Origin of the sequence: Pseudomonas fluorescens (assembly GCF_001648775.1) — a bacterium.
In the GTDB taxonomy this organism is placed as follows: Bacteria; Pseudomonadota; Gammaproteobacteria; order Pseudomonadales; family Pseudomonadaceae; genus Aquipseudomonas; species Aquipseudomonas fluorescens_M.
This window is the reverse complement of record NZ_LVEJ01000023.1, coordinates 246,670-264,601: the sequence shown is the minus strand read 5'-3', so window position 1 is coordinate 264,601 and position 17,932 is coordinate 246,670. Positions and strand designations below refer to the sequence as shown.

20 protein-coding genes are annotated in these 17,932 nt (G+C 58.9%); 16 read left to right on the top strand and 4 right to left on the bottom strand.

The features are described 5' to 3' along the window. Positions 1-7: 7 nt before the first annotated feature. On the bottom strand, positions 8-790 hold the full coding sequence (locus tag A8O26_RS21335; RefSeq protein ID WP_007911518.1) for an aldolase: 783 nt from the start codon (positions 788-790) through the stop codon (positions 8-10). Between the two features lie 106 nt (positions 791-896). Between A8O26_RS21335 and A8O26_RS21330 the strand changes: the two genes are divergently transcribed. Then, a complete protein-coding gene (locus A8O26_RS21330) occupies positions 897-1,439 on the top strand; it encodes a helix-turn-helix domain-containing protein (protein ID WP_064119727.1) in 543 nt (180 codons plus the stop codon). Positions 1,440-1,539: 100 nt separating this feature from the next. Here A8O26_RS21330 and A8O26_RS21325 read toward each other — a convergent pair whose 3' ends face one another. Beyond that, positions 1,540-2,559: a DUF4917 family protein gene (locus A8O26_RS21325; protein WP_064119726.1), complete on the bottom strand. Its 1,020-nt coding sequence runs from the start codon at positions 2,557-2,559 to the stop codon at positions 1,540-1,542. A 155-nt stretch (positions 2,560-2,714) separates the two neighbouring features. On the opposite strand from A8O26_RS21325, the gene yiaY reads away from it, so the two are divergent. From yiaY to A8O26_RS21300, 5 genes are all read left to right on the top strand, one after another. Further along, positions 2,715-3,863: an L-threonine dehydrogenase gene (gene yiaY / locus A8O26_RS21320; protein WP_064119725.1), complete on the top strand. Its 1,149-nt coding sequence runs from the start codon at positions 2,715-2,717 to the stop codon at positions 3,861-3,863. 68 nt (positions 3,864-3,931) lie between these two features. Then, positions 3,932-4,843 carry a LysR family transcriptional regulator gene (locus A8O26_RS21315; RefSeq protein WP_064119724.1) on the top strand — a complete coding sequence of 304 codons (912 nt, stop codon included), beginning with the start codon at positions 3,932-3,934 and terminating at the stop codon, positions 4,841-4,843. A 245-nt stretch (positions 4,844-5,088) separates the two neighbouring features. After that, positions 5,089-6,282 (top strand): CaiB/BaiF CoA transferase family protein, encoded by a 1,194-nt coding sequence (locus A8O26_RS21310; protein ID WP_064119723.1) that lies wholly within the window; start codon positions 5,089-5,091, stop codon positions 6,280-6,282. Further along, entirely contained in the window at positions 6,279-7,205 is a 927-nt protein-coding gene (locus tag A8O26_RS21305) for a hydroxymethylglutaryl-CoA lyase (protein ID WP_064119722.1), read from the top strand. Before A8O26_RS21310 ends, A8O26_RS21305 begins: the two co-directional genes overlap by 4 nt. 185 nt (positions 7,206-7,390) lie before the next feature. Then, positions 7,391-8,722: an MFS transporter gene (locus tag A8O26_RS21300; protein WP_064119721.1), complete on the top strand. Its 1,332-nt coding sequence runs from the start codon at positions 7,391-7,393 to the stop codon at positions 8,720-8,722. A gap of 119 nt (positions 8,723-8,841) precedes the next feature. On the opposite strand, the gene A8O26_RS21295 is transcribed toward A8O26_RS21300, so the two are convergent. Next, positions 8,842-9,330, bottom strand: a complete 489-nt coding sequence (locus A8O26_RS21295) for a DMT family transporter (RefSeq protein ID WP_064119720.1) — start codon at positions 9,328-9,330, stop codon at positions 8,842-8,844. 77 nt (positions 9,331-9,407) lie between these two features. On the opposite strand from A8O26_RS21295, the gene A8O26_RS21290 reads away from it, so the two are divergent. The 8 genes from A8O26_RS21290 (at position 9,408) to A8O26_RS21260 (ending at position 15,225) form a co-directional block, all read left to right on the top strand. After that, on the top strand, positions 9,408-10,319 hold the full coding sequence (locus A8O26_RS21290; protein WP_172828186.1) for a LysR substrate-binding domain-containing protein: 912 nt from the start codon (positions 9,408-9,410) through the stop codon (positions 10,317-10,319). A gap of 21 nt (positions 10,320-10,340) precedes the next feature. Further along, complete coding sequence (locus A8O26_RS21285) at positions 10,341-11,075, top strand: hypothetical protein (RefSeq protein WP_064119718.1); 735 nt, start codon at positions 10,341-10,343, stop codon at positions 11,073-11,075. A 27-nt stretch (positions 11,076-11,102) separates the two neighbouring features. Then, positions 11,103-11,828 carry a hypothetical protein gene (locus A8O26_RS21280; protein WP_064119717.1) on the top strand — a complete coding sequence of 242 codons (726 nt, stop codon included), beginning with the start codon at positions 11,103-11,105 and terminating at the stop codon, positions 11,826-11,828. Between the two features lie 3 nt (positions 11,829-11,831). Continuing rightward, the gene (gene fos, locus A8O26_RS21275) at positions 11,832-12,248 is read left to right on the top strand and encodes a fosfomycin resistance glutathione transferase (RefSeq protein ID WP_064119716.1); all 417 of its coding nucleotides are present in this window, start codon (positions 11,832-11,834) and stop codon (positions 12,246-12,248) included. A 60-nt stretch (positions 12,249-12,308) separates the two neighbouring features. Beyond that, on the top strand, positions 12,309-12,947 hold the full coding sequence (locus A8O26_RS21270) for a LysE family translocator (protein ID WP_064119715.1): 639 nt from the start codon (positions 12,309-12,311) through the stop codon (positions 12,945-12,947). A gap of 76 nt (positions 12,948-13,023) precedes the next feature. Continuing rightward, positions 13,024-14,373, top strand: a complete 1,350-nt coding sequence (locus A8O26_RS21265; RefSeq protein ID WP_064119714.1) for a diguanylate cyclase domain-containing protein — start codon at positions 13,024-13,026, stop codon at positions 14,371-14,373. A 116-nt stretch (positions 14,374-14,489) separates the two neighbouring features. Next, positions 14,490-14,645, top strand: coding sequence for a KGG domain-containing protein (locus A8O26_RS29520; RefSeq protein ID WP_007911485.1), 156 nt, complete (start codon positions 14,490-14,492; stop codon positions 14,643-14,645). Positions 14,646-14,721: 76 nt separating this feature from the next. Then, positions 14,722-15,225 carry a DUF4142 domain-containing protein gene (locus A8O26_RS21260; protein ID WP_064119713.1) on the top strand — a complete coding sequence of 168 codons (504 nt, stop codon included), beginning with the start codon at positions 14,722-14,724 and terminating at the stop codon, positions 15,223-15,225. Positions 15,226-15,270: 45 nt separating this feature from the next. Here the strand turns inward: A8O26_RS21260 and A8O26_RS21255 are convergent, their stop codons facing one another. Then, positions 15,271-15,681, bottom strand: a complete 411-nt coding sequence (locus tag A8O26_RS21255) for a low affinity iron permease family protein (protein WP_064119712.1) — start codon at positions 15,679-15,681, stop codon at positions 15,271-15,273. Between the two features lie 214 nt (positions 15,682-15,895). Here A8O26_RS21255 and A8O26_RS21250 point away from each other — a divergent pair, with 214 nt between their 5' ends. Then, positions 15,896-16,981: a type I restriction endonuclease gene (locus tag A8O26_RS21250; RefSeq protein WP_064119711.1), complete on the top strand. Its 1,086-nt coding sequence runs from the start codon at positions 15,896-15,898 to the stop codon at positions 16,979-16,981. A gap of 133 nt (positions 16,982-17,114) precedes the next feature. After that, positions 17,115-17,885, top strand: a complete 771-nt coding sequence (gene tam, locus A8O26_RS21245) for a trans-aconitate 2-methyltransferase (RefSeq protein ID WP_064119710.1) — start codon at positions 17,115-17,117, stop codon at positions 17,883-17,885. Positions 17,886-17,932 lie beyond the last annotated feature (47 nt).

The following is a 17,932-nucleotide window of genomic DNA, read 5'->3' as shown; positions in this document are numbered from 1 at the left end:
ACAGGGTTCAGTTCAGGCAATCGGCGTGTTGACGCAGGTTCTGCCGGGCGTAGTAGTTGAAGGCAGCGGCGTGGCGTTTCGGCTTGGCGATCCAGTCATGCGCCTCGCGGCCCAATTCCGGGATGATCGGCTTGATCGTACCGGCCGCCATCGCCAGCAGTTGCAGCTTGGCCGCGCGCTCGATCAGTTGGGCGATGACACACGCTTCTTCAATCGTCGTACCGGTCGACAACTGCCCGTGGTGCGAGAGCAGAATCGCGCGTTTGTCGCCCAGCGCGCCGGCAATCAGTTCACCTTCTTCGTTGCCCACCGGCACGCCCGGCCAGCCCTCGAGAAACGCGCAGTCGTCGTACAGCGGGCACAGGTCCATGTGGGAAATCTGCAGCGGCACTTCGAGCATCGACAACGCCGCCACGTGGGTCGGGTGGGTGTGGATGATGCAGTTCACATCCGGCCGGGCGCGGTACACCCAGCTGTGAAAACGGTTGGCCGGATTGGCCATGCCGTGACCTTCGAGAACTTCCAGATCCTCATTGACCAGCAACAGATTGCTCGCAGTGATTTCGTCGAAACCCAGACCCAATTGCTGAGTGTAATAGGTGCCAGGCTGCGGGCCGCGAGCAGTGATTTGCCCGGCCAGACCGGAGTCGTGACCGTTTTCGAACAGAATCCGGCAGGTCAGGGCCAGCTTTTGCCGGTCCGTCCACGTATTATCCGCCAGGCTTTTTTGCATCTGGGTCAGTGCTTGCTTGACCAGTTGGTCTTTGGGTAGTGCTAATGTCTTGGCCATGTCTGTGTCCTTTGGGTGATTGCAAATGACACTAAAGAGGCTATATGACACAAAGTGTCATTGGCAAGCACAAATCGTCGCTTCCTCCATGGAATAACCGCTGCGCATGTCTATCCGTTTGAAATTATTGAGAAAAAAACTCGGGGTAACCCTTGAGGCATTGGCCGAAAAATCCGGCATGACCAAGAGTTATCTGTCCAAAGTCGAACGCGGGCTGAATACGCCGTCGATTGCTGCCGCGTTGAAACTGGCGAAAGCGCTGAATGTGAAGGTCGAGGAATTGTTCTCCGAAGACAACGTCAGCCTCGACAGCTACAGCCTGGTGCGCAGCCATGAGCGCCAGTCACTCGCCGCCAATGATCAGAGCCCCGGTTATGCCGTGCTGGCCCATCAAGTCAGCGAGCGCAACCTGCTGCCGTTCATCATCTACCCGCCCAGCGAGTTCACCGACAAGACCTTCAAGGAGCATTTGGGCGAGGAGTTTCTGTTCGTCCACGAAGGGCGGGTTGAAGTGGATTTCATGAACGAGAAAGTGCTGCTGGAACGCGGTGATGCGCTGCATTTCAATGCGCAGAAACCGCACCGGATCCGCTCGGTGGGGGATGTGCAGGCGCAGTTGCTGGTGGTGGTGCACAGCAGCGAAGAGTGAGTTGTCCGCTAAAAGCTTCGCGAGCAAGCTCGCTCCCACAGGGGAATGCGATCCAAATGTGGGAGCGAGCCTGCTCGCGAAGGCGTCAGTCAGGCCTGTATCAAACCTCGACCGGCACCGACAACTTCGGATTCCCGAGCGCATGGCTCTTGGCATCAAAAAACCGCAACGCAACCCCTGTGCCCTCGAACACCTGCGCGTAATGCCGCTTCTGATGCTGAACAAACGCCGCACTGCGCGGATAAATCGAGATCGCCACCGTCGCCGGTTTCGCCAAACGCAGCGCCCGCACGATGTGCGCATCCTGCTCGCCCAAGGCATGGCCAAAGATGCACAGACTGCCGCCATGCCCCAGCAACTGCTGATAACAGAACGACAGATAATCCGAGCTGCGGATGGTCTTGAGCTTGTCCGCGCTCGGTCCTTCGGTGACGAACAGCGGCACGTCATCCAGCGTCTTGATCGTGTTGTTGATCGCAAAACTGCCGAGCAGTGTGCCCTCGGTTGAGGTCAGTTTGCGTGCGGTGCCGTCCTGATTGCGCACCAGATGCAGACCTCCGTGCAAGTACAGCAAACGCGGTTTGGCGGTGGCGCTTTCGCTCAGGTCGAAACTGGCATGCGGGCCGTTGAACAGGTCATCGATGGCCTCGCTGTTGTGTTGCAGTGCCCAGTAATTGAGCAGGTCGTAATTGGTGGTGAACACCGTGCGATAACGCGCCAGTTCTTCATTCAGCACGGCCAGCGTCGATGGCTTAACCAGCCGCCATGGAATGTGCACCGCGTGCACGGTGTTGATCAGCGCTTCCTTGATCGCGTAGTAACGGTTGCGCGGCGCCGCCGAGCTGACGGCCAGCGCTTTGTTGACCCGGCTGGTGGTTTTCAGCGCGCCGAGCACCTGCTCGAAGCTGCGCGTCTGCATGGCATCGAACACCGCCAGCTCCGACGGACTCAGCGGTTTTTCTTCCACCGTACGGGCGTTTTCGAACAGCGAGTCATAGCCGAAGTCATCCCAGACCGCGCGGCTGGCGCCGTTGCCCACCAGCAAGCCACTGAAGTCGGTCGCGGCGCGCAGGGCGCTCCAGTCTTCGAGGGTGGCGTCGACATCGAGAAAATCGGTCATTGCGTAGGCGGTCTCAAAACAAAGGGGCTGATGGGCGGCGACTTTATCACGAGCGGGCATTGAGCCAGATCAACATCCGCCGTGACCGATCGGTCGATCCTGTGTGTATCCGCCAGATCGGCGCAGTCGATTCGGCCCCAGTCAGGAGACGCACGATGAGCAGTACTTTTTTCATTCCGGCGGTCAACATCATGGGCAGCGGCTGCCTCGACGAAGCCATGGTCGCGATCCGCAACTACGGTTTTCGCAAGGCGCTGATCGTCACCGACACCGGGCTGGCCAAGGCTGGCGTGGCCACAATGATCGCCGAGAAACTGGCGATGCAGGACATCGATTCAGTGATCTTCGACGGCGCCAAGCCGAACCCGAGCATCGCCAACGTCGAGTCGGGCCTGGGCTTGCTCAAGGAAAGTCGCTGCGATTTCGTCGTGTCTCTCGGCGGCGGTTCGCCCCACGACTGCGCCAAGGGCATCGCCCTGTGTGCGACCAACGGCGGGCGGATCAGCGATTACGAAGGCGTCGATCAATCGGGCAAGCCGCAACTGCCGCTGATCGCGATCAACACCACCGCTGGCACCGCCAGTGAGATGACCCGTTTTTGCATCATTACCGACGAATCGCGCCACGTAAAAATGGCCATCGTCGACCGCAATGTCACGCCGCTGCTGTCGGTCAACGACCCCGCCCTGATGGTCGCCATGCCCAAAGGCCTGACCGCCGCCACCGGCATGGACGCGCTGACTCACGCCATCGAAGCCTACGTGTCGACCGCGGCCAACCCGATCACCGACGCCTGTGCGCTGAAAGCCATGACCCTGATCAGCAACAACCTGCGCCTGGCCGTGCGCGACGGCAGCGACCTTGCCGCGCGGGAAAACATGGCGTATGCGCAGTTCCTCGCCGGCATGGCCTTCAACAATGCCTCGCTCGGTTACGTCCACGCCATGGCGCATCAACTGGGCGGTTTCTACGACTTGCCCCACGGCGTGTGCAATGCCGTGCTGCTGCCGCATGTGCAGACGTTCAACGCACTGGTCTGTGCCGAGCGGCTGACCGATGTCGCCCACGCCATGGGTGCTGACATTCGCGGCTTCAGCCCGGAAGAGGGCGCGCAAGCGGCGATCAGCGCGATTCGTTGTCTGGCCAAAGACGTCGATATACCCGGCGGTCTGCGTGAACTCGGTGCCAGGCTCAGCGACATCCCGATCCTCGCAACCAACGCCTTGAAAGACGCCTGCGGCCTGACCAACCCGCGCGCGGCGGATCAACGCCAGATCGAGGAGATCTTTCGCAACGCGTTTTGAGACGGGTACAGCGGCGGCGAACGGCGTTATGCTCAGCGCTCGTTCGCGCCGCCATTGCCGAGTCTCGCATGCTGCAAAAAAGCCTGATCCGCCGCCTCGACCTGATCACCCTGCAATTGTTTGTCGCCGTGCACGAAGAGGGCACGCTGACCCGTGCCGCCTCGCGCGAAGCCATCGCGGTGTCGGCGGCGAGCAAGCGGCTGATGGAGTTGGAGGAGGCGCTGGGGATCAGCCTGTTCGTGCGTCAGGCCAAGGGCATGACCCTGACACCGGCCGGGGAAACCTTGCTGCACCATGCGCGGCAGATGCTCTTCAACGTCGAAAAAATGGGCCTGGAACTCGGCGAGCACAGCCACGGTGTGCGCGGTTATGTGCGCATGCTGGCGAACCTCTCGGCGATCATTCAGTTTCTTCCCGAAGACTTGCGCGACTTCTCCGCGCAGCATCCGCAGGTCAAGACCGATCTTGAAGAACGCCCCAGCGCCGGGGTGATTCAGGGCGTACTCGATGGTGTGGCGGATCTTGGGATTTGCTCCAACGACAGCGACACCAAAGGCCTGCACAGCGTGTTGTACCGACAGGACAAACTGGTCGTGGTGATGCTGCCGGAACATCCCTTGGCTGCGCGTGAATCGCTGGCTTTCGCTGAAACCCTGGACAGTGATTACGTCGGTTTGCACGCGGCCAGTTCGATCAACATGCGCACCCACGCGGCGGCGCGTCAGGCTGGCAAGGTCCTGCGCATTCGCATTCATGTGCCGGGGTTCGATGCGGTATGCCGGATGGTTCAGGCCAACATGGGCATCGGCATTTTGCCGCAGCGTGCTTATGAATTGTTTGGTCAGGCGCTGGGGTTGCACGCGGTGCCGTTGACGGATGACTGGTCGGATCGCGCGCTGATTGTGGTGGTGCGGGAGGAGGCGGGGTTGTCGCCGGTGAGCCGGATATTGTTTGAGCATTTGCGGGGGCAGGGCGCGTAGATCTCCAGTGAATGTTCCGGCGTCTTCGCGAGCAAGCTCGCTCCCACAGGTTCGTGGTGTATTCAGATTGTGTGGCTGATCTCGATCCCTGTGGGAGCGAGCCTGCTCGCGAAGACTGACCTGAGTTCGCTACATCCCCCAAGCGTTCGCATTTGGCGAACGCCCATTGCCGAGAGACGGCTGGATTGCCCGATCATCGTTCCTCTAGCCTTGGCGGCATATTCCAAGAACAAGAGGTACCCGCGATGACTGCCCCCTTGAGTGCGATCAAAGTGATCGAGATCGGCACCCTGATCGCCGCGCCGTTTGCCGCGCGCATGCTCGCCGAGTTCGGCGCCGAGGTGATCAAGATCGAAGCCATGGGTCAGGGCGACCCGCTGCGCAAATGGCGCAAGCTGCACCAAGGCACGTCGCTGTGGTGGTACCTGCAATCGCGCAACAAGAAGTCGCTGGCGCTCAACCTGAAATCCGCCGCAGGCATCGAGTTGGTCAAGCAACTGGCCAGCGATGCCGACGTCATCATCGAAAACCTGCGCCCCGGTGCGCTGGAGAAACTTGGCCTCGGCTGGGACGTGCTCCACGCGCTGAACCCCAATCTCACCCTCGTGCGTATTTCCGGCTACGGCCAGACCGGCCCGTACCGCGATCGTCCGGGTTTCGGCGCGATTGGCGAAGCGATGGGCGGCATTCGCTACACCACTGGCACTCCCGGTTCACCACCGGCGCGGGTCGGCGTCAGCCTCGGCGATTCGCTGGCCTCGCTGCACGCGGTGATCGGCGCGTTGATGGCGCTGCTGCGGGTCAAGACCGGGCAGGGCGGCGGGCAGATTGTCGATGTGTCGCTGGCCGAAAGCGTGTTCAACGTCATGGAAAGCCTGGTGCCGGAATACGACATGCTTGGCCATGTCCGCGAGCGCAGCGGCGGTGCGTTGCCGGGCATTGCACCGTCCAACACCTACCTTACGGCCGATGGCGCTTACGTAGTGATCGCCGGCAACAGCGACCCGATTTACAAGCGGCTGATGCACACCATCGGTCGCGATGATCTGGCTGAAGCAGAAGAATTTGCTCACAACGACGGGCGTGCGGCCAAGAGCGGTTTGCTCGACGCCGCGATCACTCACTGGACCAGCAGCTTGCCGATCGACGGAGTGCTCGCCGCGCTCGAAGCCGCTGAAGTGCCGGTGGGGCGGATCTATTCGGTGGCCGACATCGTTGCCGATCCGCACTATCAGGCGCGGGGCATGTTGCTCAACGCCGAACTGCCCGGCGGCGCAACGGTGAAAATGCCCGGCATCGTGCCGAAACTCTCGGAAACACCTGGCGGCGTTAACTGGTCGGGGCCGACGCTTGGCCAACACACCGACGGCATTCTCGCCGGCCTCGGCCTGACTGAACTCGACATCGAACGCCTGAAAAGCCAAGGGGTGGTGCAATGATCACGGACTATTCGCAAACCCTGATCGTCCAGGAAGTCTCGCCGCGCGACGGCTTGCAGATTGAACCGACCTGGGTGGAAACCGCTGACAAGATCGCCCTGATCGATCAACTGTCTTTGGCCGGTTTCAGTCGTATCGAGGCCGGCTCGTTCGTCTCGCCGAAAGCCATTCCGGCGCTGCGTGACGGCGAGCAAGTCTTCACCGGCATTCAACGACAGCCGGGGGTGATTTACGTTGCGCTGATCCCCAACCTCAAAGGTGCGCAGCGGGCATTGGCGGCGGGTGCCGATGAACTGAATCTGGTGATGTCCGCCAGCCAGACGCACAACCTGGCCAATATGCGCATGCGTTGCGAGGATTCGCTGGCGGCGTTTGGCGAGATTGTGGCGTTCGCCAGCGGTTCCGGCGTGCGTCTCAATGGCAGCGTCGCCACGACCTTTGGCTGCCCGTTTGAGGGTCATATCGACGAAGATCGTGTGCTGCAAATCGTCGACGCTTATCAGGAACTCGGCATTGCCGGTATCACCCTCGCCGATACCACCGGCATGGCCAATCCACGACAAGTGGATCGCTTGGTGCGGCGGGTGTTGCAGCGGGTTTCGCCGGCTGACCTGACCCTGCATTTTCACAACACCCGGGGTCTGGGCTTGTGCAATGTGCTGGCGGCTTATGAGGCGGGCGTGCGGCGTTTCGATGCGGCGCTCGGCGGCCTCGGCGGCTGTCCGTTTGCGCCGGGGGCGTCGGGCAATATCTGCACTGAGGATTTGGTGAATCTGTGCGATGAGATCGGTATTCACACCGGCATCGACTTGCCGCTGCTGCTGAAGCTCTCACGCGGCTTGCCGGAGCTGTTGGGCCACGAAGTGCCCGGCCAACTGGCCAAGGCCGGACGCAACTGCGACCTGCACCCGATCCCCACCTGACAGACCTTATCCCCTGTGGGAGCGAGCCTGCTCGCGAAGGCGTCGAGTCAGTCGACATCAAAGGTGAATGACACACCGCCTTCGCGAGCAGGCTCGCTCCCACAGAAAAGCGCTCCACAGTGAGCGTCATGACCAGACAACAAAAACAATCGGACGCCCACCGGCAGTCCGCCTGGAGAAAAGCTATGAGCCTCAATGTATTGGAGGCGGGCGCGAGTCCGTCCGTCGATCACGACGCCGAAAAAGCCCTGGTCAGCAAGGTCGCCTGGCGCCTGATGCCGCTGATCATGGTCTGCTACCTGTTCGCCTTTTTCGACCGCATCAACATCAGCTTCGCCAAGTTCCAGTTGCAGACTGATCTGAGCTTGAGCGACACCGCTTACGGCCTCGGCGCCGGGCTGTTCGTGGTCGGTTACGTGCTGTTCGAAGTGCCGAGCAACATGATGCTGTACAAGGTCGGCGCACGCCGCTGGATCGCGCGGATCATGATGTCGTGGGGCGTGGCGACGGCAGCGATGGTCTTCGTCAACAGCGAATGGCAGTTCTACGCGCTGCGCTTTGTGATCGGTGCGATGGAGGCCGGTTTCGCCCCGGGCGTGCTGTATTACCTGACGCTGTGGTTCCCGCAGCACTTCCGTGGCCGCATCACCTCGATGCTGTTTCTTGCCTCGGCGTTTGCCGGGCTGGTCGGCGCGCCGTTCTCCGGTCTGGTGCTGGAACACCTCGATGGCGTGTTGCAGATGCGCGGCTGGCACTGGCTGTTCCTGCTCGGCGGCGTGCCGTGCATCGGACTCGGTTTTCTGGTGCTGATGCTGCTCAAGGATCGCATCGAGGATGCGCACTGGCTGACGGCTGACGAGAAGAAATTACTCTCCAGTCGCATCGCCCAGCATGAGCCGCACAAGAGTGGCGGCTCGCTGCTCGCGGCGCTGAAAATTCCGGGTTTTCTGACCTTGGGGCTGATCTACTTTCTGATTCAGGTGGCGTCCTACGGCTTGAATTTCTGGGCGCCCCAACTGATCCGCAGCGCCGGTACCGAGAGCCCGGTGATGATTGGTCTGCTGACGGCGATTCCATACATTTGCGGGGCGATCAGTATGGTGGTGATCGGGCGTTTGTCGGATGCGACGGGTGAGCGGCGCAAGTTTGTCGCCGGGCTGGTCATTGTCGGGGCGATCGGTTTTTTCAGCGCCGGGATTTTCGCCAGCCACACCACGTTTCTGATCGTTGCCCTCGGCTTGCTCGGCGCCGGGATCATTGCCTCGATTCCGAGCTTCTGGACCTTGCCACCGAAGTTGCTCGCCGGTGCTGGCGCTGGCGCGGCGGGCGGGATTGCGGTGATCAATACCCTTGGGCAATTCGGCGGGATCGTCAGCCCGGTGATGGTCGGGCGGATCAAGGATCTGACGGGCAGCACCACGCCGGCGCTGTATGTCATTGGCGTGGCGGCGTTGATCGCTGCGGCACTGTTGCTGTGGGGTTTGCCGCAGAAATTGCGCACGCTCGACAAATATTGATATCAGCTCTGACACCTTCGCGAGCAAGCTCGCTCCCACAGTTGAAATGCATTCCCCTGTGGGAGCGAGCTTGCTCGCGAAGACTGACTTCCAGACACTGAAATCATCGATTCAAACGATCATCCAGGAGCCACTGCATTCCTCTCGAACACCCCACCAAACTGAATCAACACCACCCCGGCAATCAACAACACTGCGCCAAATACCCGCGACACCGTCAGTTGCTTCTCCACCAACCCGAACAACCCAAAGTGATCCAGCACCATCGACGCAATCACTTGCCCAGTCAACGCCAACGCGACAAACCCCGAAGCCCCGAGCCTGGGCAGCAGCACCACTGCCAACGCCACAAAACATACGCCAAACGCACCACCGGCCCACATCCACAACGGCGCCTTGCTGATAAATGCCAGGGAGGGCAACGGCAAACGCAACGCCACAATCACCGGCAGCAACACCAACACACTCACCAGCAATGAAGCCAACGTCGCCCACAACGGATGCCCCAGCCCCCGCGCCAGATTGCTGTTGATCGCACTCTGAAACGGCACCACCGCCCCGGCGAACGCGGCCAGCACCAACAAGCCGGTCCACTGCAACGTACTCATCTCGATTCTCCAACAGGTTTTGCTGGACTCTAGAGTATTCGTCGCGCAGATTTAAATTCCGTTTCATTATCCAGAACATGCATCAGATGAATGATCTACGCCGCATCGACCTCAACCTGTTGGTGATCCTCGACGCCCTGCTCAGCGAGCAGCACGTCACCCGCGCCGCCGAGCGTCTGCACCTCAGTCAACCGGCGGTCAGCCATGCACTGGCGCGGTTGCGCGACCTGCTCGGTGATCCGTTACTGGTGCGTGCCGGTTCAAGCCTTGTGCCCACCGCGCGAGCGCTGGAACTGGTCGCGCCGCTGACCGAAGCGCTGGCCCAGGTGCAATCGCTGCTGGCGCCGAACACCTTCGATCCGGCCAGTGCGCGTCGGACCTTTCGCGTGGCGATGTCGGACTATGGCGCGGCGATCATTCTGCCTACGCTGATCCGCACCCTTCGCCGGGAAGCACCGGGCATCGACCTGCAAATCAGCCATGCCAGCCGCGAAGGCATGCTGGAAGGCGTGCTCAATGGCGATATCGACGTCGCTGCCGGCGTCTTCCCGGAAATGCCCCACGAACTGCGCAGTTCGGTGCTGTTTGAAGAACGCTACGTCTGCCTGCTGGATCGCCAGACGTTACCGGCCAACGGTGTGCTGGATTTGCCGAGCTACCTGTCTCGTCCGCACGTCCTGCTGGAAATGCGCGGCAGCGGCACACCGGAAATCGAACGGGCACTGACGTCACTGCGTGAACGTCGCCGCGTGGCGATCAGCCTGCCGCACTGGAACGTCGCGCCGCAGTTCATCAGTGGCACGGATCTGATTCTTACGGTGTCTTCGCGCAGCGTGCGCGAGATCGATCAGCGTGATCTGATCGTGGTGCCGCCACCGTTCGAGATACCGCCGTTTACGTTTGTACTGGCGTGGCACAAGCGGCGGGGTGGGGATCAGGCGTTGAACTGGTTGAATCGGACGATTGAGGAGGGGATAGTGCGCGGCTGAAAAGTCATCAAGGAGCGGGAAGTGACAGTGAAGTCTGGCTGGATCGGTTGTGCGGCATTGTGCGGTTGGTTGCTGGCGGGGCAGGCATTGGCCGATTGCACACCGGCACCCACGGCGCATGAGATGGATTTTTCACTCTGCAAGGACTGGCCGGCGTATCCCGGGCTGACGCTAACCGCTGCCGCCCATTTCTCGCCCGATCCGGTGTATGGCGAGTCAGAGACTATAGGGCTTTACGATCTGCGTTTGGCCTTGGTGGCGAGCGCAGACTCGCAGCCGCTAGCGAGCTTCTATCAGCCCTCGGCATTCTCTGTGGATGCCATCGCGCTGGACGAACTGAAATTCGATACCGCCCGCTATAAGCTCGCGCAGCAATTGCAGGCCTTTGGCGTGCGGGTACGGTTTAAAGGTTCTTCGCGGGTGAATCCTCTGGATGAAACCTGGTTGTCGCTCTATGTGAAAGACGGCAACGCATTGCGTCCGGTCATGGATCGGCTGGTGGTGTATGAATATGGCGGGGAGTGGGATGGCAATTGTGCGGGAGAGCGCTACGAGACTACGCGAACCGTGGCGTTGGCCAAGACCAGCAGCCATGGCTATGCCGACCTGATGATCAAAACGATCCGTAGCTCGACCGTTGGCGAGGGCGAAGGCGAGGCGTGTGTATCCAATACCGTCACGCAAAAACCGGTCTTGACGACACTTCGCTATGACGGCAAAAACTACGTAATGCCTGAAGATTTCAAAGGCCTCTAAGACAGATTTTTTACTCAAGGAAGAACAATGATCTCGCGTATCACCCTGTTAGGCTCTTTCATCGCAATGGGGCTTTTAACGACAACTGCCCAAGCCCAGGCCGCCTGCCAAACCAAAGACTTCGACGGCCAATCTCTGTCGCGCTGCAAAGTCTGGCCGGCCGTTCAGAATCAGGCGATTGCGGTTAAATCGACTTATCTTGCCGACGCCGGCGGCGATGATGCCGGGGTCTTCGATCTGGATCTGTCGATCGTCAACGCCAGCACTTACAACCCCATCGCCACTTACCGTAAACCGGGCGCTTACAACTCCGATGCCGTGCGCTTCGATGATCTGCGCATCGACACGGCGCGCTATCGATTGGCGCCGGAAGTTCGCGCTTTCGGCCTGCGTTCAAAGTTCGCGCACAGCTCCCACGCCATCCCCTACGAGAAAACCGATCTGGCGCTGTATGTGCGCGAAGGCAGTCAGTTGCGTCCGGTGCTGGAAGGCTTGGTGGTGGCCAAGAACAACGGCGAGTTCAGCAATGATTGCGAAGGCTATACCAAGACAATTCGCCGAACCGTCGAAATCGGCCCTTCCAGTCATCATGGTCTGGCCGATTTGATCGTCACCACCAACGGCAGCAAAATGAAAAACACGCCGTCGGGTAAAGAGTGTCTATCCAAAACTACCCGCCTGAAGCAAACACAGATCACCCTGACCTACGACGGCGAACAATACATCGTCCCCGAAGACCTCAGAGGGTACTGACCCATGCTCACCGGCCTCAACCACTTGACCCTTGCGGTCACCGATTTGCAGCGCAGCCTGGCGTTCTATGGTGATGTGCTGCAGTTGCGTGTCGAAGCGACGTGGGATGCCGGTGCCTACCTGTCGCTGCCGGATTTGTGGTTGTGTCTGTCGCATGATCCGCTGCGCTCAAGCGAACCGTCCGCCGATTACACCCATTACGCGTTCAGCCTCGATGCAGCGGATTTCGCAGGTTTTGTGCAGAAGCTAAAAGCGGCGAACGTGCCGCAGTGGCGTGATAACCGCAGCGAAGGTGCGTCGTTCTACTTTCTCGACCCCGATGGCCATAAGCTCGAAATCCACGTCGGCGATCTCGCTTCACGACTGGCTGCGTGTCGGCAAAAACCGTACGCCGGCATGCGTTTTTACGACGAGCAGTGAACACGCGCAAGCGCCTGATATAGACTGGCCGCCACGTGTTCTGGCGCTTGCAGGTTTCCCATGACTCCATCGTTGCTAATGGCCGTGCTGGCCTCGGGTTTCATTTATGGCATCACGCCCGGGCCGGGTGTGCTGGCGGTGTTCGGTATCGGCGCAGCCCACGGTCGGCGGGCCGGAGCCGGGTTCCTGTGCGGGCATCTGCTCGGTGATGTGGTCTGGTGCAGCACCGCACTGATCGCGATTGTCGGTGCCCGCGAAATCGGCAGCAGCGCATTCGATGTGCTCGGCGTGCTCAGTGGCTTGTACCTGTTCTGGCTCGGCTGGCGTGCAGTGCGTGCGCAGCGTCGCAACAGTGACGAACCGCAAGGCGCGGCGCGCAAGCCGTTCTGGCACGGCATTCTGTTCGGTCTGACCAATCCCAAGGCCTATCCGGTGGCGGTCGCAACCTTTACGGCGTTGCTGTCGAGCCGCGCCGAACTGCTCAACTGGTCGATGCTGCCGGCGCTGATTGCCCTGAGTTTTCTCGGCGGCTTGCTGGCCTACGCTATTCTGATTGGCGTGGTCGGCGCGCAGCGGGTGCGCACGTTGTATCAGCGCCATGAATTGCTGATTACTCGACTGTGTGGCGTGATGTTCATCGGTTTTGCCATCAACGCGCTGGTGCATGCGCTGCCGGGTTTGATGCCGAACAAGGCTTGAGTTTGTTTGCACGGATGCAGGAAAAGGTCAGGGATGGTTGATCAGTGCTGCATTGCCCGGACACCCACGCTGAACTATGGAAAGCCGAAACTCCGCGCCGTTGGCGAGTTACATCGACCTGTTGCTGGACGCCGTTTGCGCGGTGGACAAACAGGGGCGCTTCGTTTTTGTCAGCGCGGCCTGCGAGCGCATTTTCGGTTACACGCCTGACGAATTGATCGGTCGGCAAATGATCGAGTTGGTGCATCCGGCGGATCGTCAGCGCACGCTTGCGGCTGCCAGTGAAATCATGGGCGGCGAACCCAAGCTCAACTTCGAAAACCGTTACCTGCGCAAGGATGGCAGCGTCGTGCATATCCTCTGGTCGGCGCGCTGGTCGGAAGTCGATCAACTGCGCATCGCCGTGGCGCGCGACATCACCGAGCGCAAACAGGCCGAATCACGCCAGGCTGCACTTTATGCGATTTCCGAAGCGGCGCATGTGGCGGAGGATCTGCTGGCGCTGTTCAAGCGTATTCACCTGATCATCGGCGAATGGCTACCGGCGATGAATTTCTCTGTGGCGCTCTACGACGAACATTGTGCGCAACTGAATTTTCCCTATCACGTCGACGATCAAGAGTTGCAGCCTGAAAAACCCGGCACCGTCACCGGGCGTCTGTGCACGGAAGTCATTCGTAGCGGCCAGCCGATTCTTCTGACGCCCGACAGTCCTGATTCTCCAGCCGGTTTCGCCGAACTGGTGGCAGGGCAGAATTCACCTTGCTGGCTCGGTGTGCCGTTGAATTCGAAAAACGGCACCATCGGTGCCTTGATCGTCAAAAGCCTGCCCGGCGGCGAGCGTTACACCGAGCAGGACAAGGAATTGCTGCAATACGTCTGCGCCCAGGTCGCCACGGCAATCGAGCGCCAGCAATTGCACACCCGTCTGCGACGCATGGCGCAATACGATCAACTGACGCAACTGCCCAACCGTGAATTACTGCGTGATCGCTTGAAGGCCGCGTTGGCCGGCGCTCGCGAGCAATCCGGGCACATGGCCTTGTTATATGTCGACCTGGACCGGTTCAAACAGGTCAACGACACCTTCGGCCATGCCGTTGGCGACATGCTCCTGCAAACCGTGGCCAATCGCCTCAAGGGCTGCGTGCGGGAAACCGATACCGTGGCCAGAATTGGCGGCGATGAATTTGTTGTGCTGCTGCACAGTGTTCAGGCTTCGGAAGATGCTGACGGCGTGGCGGAAAAAATCCGACAGGTCCTGGTGCAACCGATGCGCCTCGATGGTCACAACCTGCACATCGAACCGAGCATTGGCGTTGCTCGCTATCCAGAGCACGGCCGTGAGGAACAGCAACTGTTCCGTCATGCCGATCAGGCGATGTACGCCGCCAAGCGCTTGAACCATCACGCACTGAATAGCTGATCCGGTTGCGCCGTTCGTCGCGGCAACTGCAACTTTTCTAAACCTTTGCCGGCCAGAAAATTCTCAATCTAGGCGGGCACCTGCTCGCCACGATCATTACCAAGAGGTAGAGAATCATGCCTAACTCAAGAAACTCGAACTCGGGAAACTTCGCCAACGATCGAACGAAGGCCTCTGAAGCGGGTCGCAAAGGTGGGAAAACCACCACAACGACTGTCGACAAAGAGCCAAAACCAGACATGGGCCGCAAGCCCGCTCAGAAATCGAAGTAGTCGGTGAAGGTTGTTTTGATTGAGAGGCGGGGGCGTAAGCTCCCGCTTGAATTTCGCAAGTAAGGAGGGCGCGACCATGAGCCGGATGGCCACCCGTATACGCACTATCAGTTTTGCATCGTTGTTGGGTCTGTGTGCCAGCAGCGCTTTTGCCCAGTCGCCCGCCGATTTCATCAACGATGCCTCAGCCAAAGGCATGGCTGACATCGAGGCCAGTCGTCTGGCCCATAGCAAGGCTGAATCGAAAGAGGTCAAGGACTACACCATCGTCGTCATCAACGACCGCACCACGGCCAACCAGCACCTGGCGAAAATCGCCAAGAAGCTCGACCTGCCCGTCGCGCCCCGTGAGGAACTGGCTGACAAGGCCAAGGAATTGATGCCGCAAGTGACCGAAGGCGCTTCCTTCGATCAGGCTTATGCCGCCAGTCAGGTCAAAGCCACCGAAGAGGCCATTGAACAGATTGAGCAGGAAGCGCAAACAACCGACGTGCCGGAGATCAAGGCCTTTGCCGACGAGACCCTGCCGAAACTGCAAAGCCATCTGGAGAAGGCTCGCCAGTTACAGGCCAGCCGTTAATCAAGATTCAAAAGACCGCTGCCGTGGGCGGCGGTCTCTTGCATTTCAGCACTCATTCAAATCCTGCTTGGGTTTGCTCTTCTCGCCCAGTCCCTCAAGATTGAACACCTCGCCCTCACCCAACGAACGGTAGTGCCTGCGCAACGCTTCCAATTGCTTCAGATCCAGCGCCTCCAGCCCGAGCATCGCGTTCTGCGCCTCTTTGGTCACCAGCAGCAACTCATCGATCTTCAAATGAAGAATGTCGGTGTCGCGGTTCTGCGTGTTCTGGATCAGAAACACCATCAGGAACGTGATGATGGTGGTCGAGGTATTGATGATCAATTGCCAGGTGTCGTTGTAATGGAAAATCGGCCCGCTCAAGCCCCATAACCCGATCAAGATCAAAGCACCCATGAAGGTCTTGGGACTACCGGCCACCATCGCGAGCTTCTGGGAGATTTTTGCGAATTTCATAGCCGTGTTCCTTATTGGGAGGAGTCTTGAAATTCAGACATTGGCGGCGTTATGAAAATTCTACTTACATCAGTGCCCTTTCGATAAAAAACGCGGCCGCGCAAAGTTCGCTTGATGGTGAAACTTTCATTGTGTGGGTTTGTGGCTAGTATCAAGTGGCGATCAAATTGCCATTAGCTCAATACACGGATAGACATCACGCAAGAGGCCACTCATGGAATTCTTCGAAAAGTTAGCCAGCCTAGCCGCCAAAGTTCGATTGCAGAGCGCCGCAATCCAGACGGAAGAAGCAACAAAAAATGCGTTCGTCATGCCATTTATCAGCACGGTTCTGGGCTACGACGTGTTTGACCCGACCGAGGTGACGCCTGAGTTTGTCTGTGACATCGGTACGAAGAAGGGCGAGAAAATTGATTACGCCATCATGAAGGACGGCGAAGTACAGATTTTGATTGAGTGCAAAAAAATTGGTGAGCCTTTGCATATCAATCATGCCTCCCAGTTATTTCGTTACTTTCACGTCACCAGCGCTCGAATTTCCATCCTCACCAACGGTCAGGTCTACAAGTTTTTTACCGACCTGGATGCGCCGAACAAGATGGATGAAAAACCATTTCTGGAGCTGGACCTTCTCGATATCGATGAATACTCGGTTCCCGAACTGATCAAACTGACGAAGTCGGCTTTTGACGTTGACTCAATCATCAGCGCGGCTGGCGAATTGAAATATGTCAGTCAAATCAAAAAGGTCATCGCGGCACAGGTCAGCAAGCCGGATGATGACTTTGTGAAGGTATTTGCTTCCCGTGTTTATGACGGCGTGATCACTCAAAAAGTACGCGAACAGTTTCATGAGCTGACGAGAAAAGCCGTTGTGCAATTCTTGAATGACCAGATCAATGATCGCCTCAAATCGGCAATGAGTGGCGCTATTCAGCCTGCGTTGGCGTCGTTGCCGTCCGCCTCTACCGGCACTGACCCTGTAGATCCGCGGGATGAGTCGGATGATAAGGTTCTGACAACCTTAGAAGAGCTCGAGGGTTATCACATCGTTCGTGCGCTGGTTCGATCGGTGGTCGATGCCAAGCGAATCGTTCAACGTGATACGCAGAGTTACTTCGGGATTCTCCTGGATGACAACAATCGAAAACCAATCTGCCGACTGCATTTCAATCGGTCGCAGAAATACATTGGTATTTTTGATGAAGAAAAAAATGAGACCCGTCATGCGATCAGCTCTGTCGATGACATTTACGAATATTCGGATCATCTGAAAAAAACGGTCGGTTATTACGACTGATAACGGAACCGGCCTTGAAGGCCGGTTTTTTATAAGACTATGAAGACACTCTTTGCAACGTCTCGCTCTGGAACTGCCCGCGGCGCTGCCTGTATCGTGACGAACCGCTGGAATGTCCCGACAGGAGAACGCAATGAGTTGGTCCGCCAAACAATACGTCGCTTTCGAAGATGAACGCACCCGCCCGGCCCGCGATCTGCTGGCAGCGATTCCCACGCCTGAAGCGCGAACGGTGGTCGACATCGGTTGCGGTCCCGGTAACTCGACAGAGTTGCTGGTGCAGCGTTTTCCTGGGACGAAAGTCAGCGGACTGGACAGTTCGGCGGACATGATCGACGCAGCACGCAAGCGCTTGCCGGATGTGCAATTCGAGGTGGCCGAGATTGATCAGTGGGCCGATGCAGGTCCGTTTGATGTGATCTTCGCCAACGCCGTGCTCCAGTGGGTGCCGGATCACGCGACGTTGTTGCCAGCATTGGCCAGCAAGTTGTCGGCGGGCGGCAGTCTGGCGATCCAGATGCCGGACAACCTCAATGAACCTTCCCATCGTTTGATGCGTGAAGTCGCTGCGAATGGCCCATGGGCGAGCAAGCTCAGCGGCGCTGCGGGGCAGCGTACCGACATGGCGAGTGCCAATGATTATTTCTCGATGCTGCGGCCACATTGTGCGCGGGTCGATGTGTGGCGTACGACCTATCATCATCAGTTATCTGGCGGGGCGGCAGGGGTGGTGGAGTGGTTCAAGGGCAGCGGGTTGATTCCGTTTTTGAGTCCGTTGACCGAGGCGGAAAAGGTGCAGTACCTGGAGCAGTATCTGACGGAGGTTGAGAAGGCTTATCCGGCGTTGGCGGATGGCTCGGTGCTGTTGCCATTTCCTAGGTTGTTTATCGTTGCGACACGTTGAAATGAGTCGGACGTGTTGTTCGGCTGGGAATTTCGGGTGCGCTTTCG

Bases quoted from the DNA above. Each gene is read 5' to 3' on its own strand.
- A8O26_RS21310 (WP_064119723.1), top strand. From the start codon at position 5,089: ATGACTGCCCCCTTGAGTGCGATCAAAGTGATCGAGATCGGCACCCTG.
- A8O26_RS21325 (WP_064119726.1), bottom strand. From the start codon at position 2,559: ATGACCGATTTTCTCGATGTCGACGCCACCCTCGAAGACTGGAGCGCC.
- A8O26_RS29520 (WP_007911485.1), top strand. From the start codon at position 14,490: ATGCCTAACTCAAGAAACTCGAACTCGGGAAACTTCGCCAACGATCGA.
- A8O26_RS21265 (WP_064119714.1), top strand. From the start codon at position 13,024: ATGGAAAGCCGAAACTCCGCGCCGTTGGCGAGTTACATCGACCTGTTG.
- A8O26_RS21260 (WP_064119713.1), top strand. From the start codon at position 14,722: ATGAGCCGGATGGCCACCCGTATACGCACTATCAGTTTTGCATCGTTG.
- A8O26_RS21255 (WP_064119712.1), bottom strand. From the start codon at position 15,681: ATGAAATTCGCAAAAATCTCCCAGAAGCTCGCGATGGTGGCCGGTAGT.
- A8O26_RS21300 (WP_064119721.1), top strand. From the start codon at position 7,391: ATGAGCCTCAATGTATTGGAGGCGGGCGCGAGTCCGTCCGTCGATCAC.
- A8O26_RS21270 (WP_064119715.1), top strand. From the start codon at position 12,309: ATGACTCCATCGTTGCTAATGGCCGTGCTGGCCTCGGGTTTCATTTAT.
- A8O26_RS21290 (WP_172828186.1), top strand. From the start codon at position 9,408: ATGCATCAGATGAATGATCTACGCCGCATCGACCTCAACCTGTTGGTG.
- A8O26_RS21295 (WP_064119720.1), bottom strand. From the start codon at position 9,330: ATGAGTACGTTGCAGTGGACCGGCTTGTTGGTGCTGGCCGCGTTCGCC.
- A8O26_RS21250 (WP_064119711.1), top strand. From the start codon at position 15,896: ATGGAATTCTTCGAAAAGTTAGCCAGCCTAGCCGCCAAAGTTCGATTG.
- A8O26_RS21335 (WP_007911518.1), bottom strand. From the start codon at position 790: ATGGCCAAGACATTAGCACTACCCAAAGACCAACTGGTCAAGCAAGCA.
- A8O26_RS21315 (WP_064119724.1), top strand. From the start codon at position 3,932: ATGCTGCAAAAAAGCCTGATCCGCCGCCTCGACCTGATCACCCTGCAA.
- A8O26_RS21280 (WP_064119717.1), top strand. From the start codon at position 11,103: ATGATCTCGCGTATCACCCTGTTAGGCTCTTTCATCGCAATGGGGCTT.
- tam (WP_064119710.1), top strand. From the start codon at position 17,115: ATGAGTTGGTCCGCCAAACAATACGTCGCTTTCGAAGATGAACGCACC.
- fos (WP_064119716.1), top strand. From the start codon at position 11,832: ATGCTCACCGGCCTCAACCACTTGACCCTTGCGGTCACCGATTTGCAG.
- A8O26_RS21330 (WP_064119727.1), top strand. From the start codon at position 897: ATGTCTATCCGTTTGAAATTATTGAGAAAAAAACTCGGGGTAACCCTT.
- yiaY (WP_064119725.1), top strand. From the start codon at position 2,715: ATGAGCAGTACTTTTTTCATTCCGGCGGTCAACATCATGGGCAGCGGC.
- A8O26_RS21305 (WP_064119722.1), top strand. From the start codon at position 6,279: ATGATCACGGACTATTCGCAAACCCTGATCGTCCAGGAAGTCTCGCCG.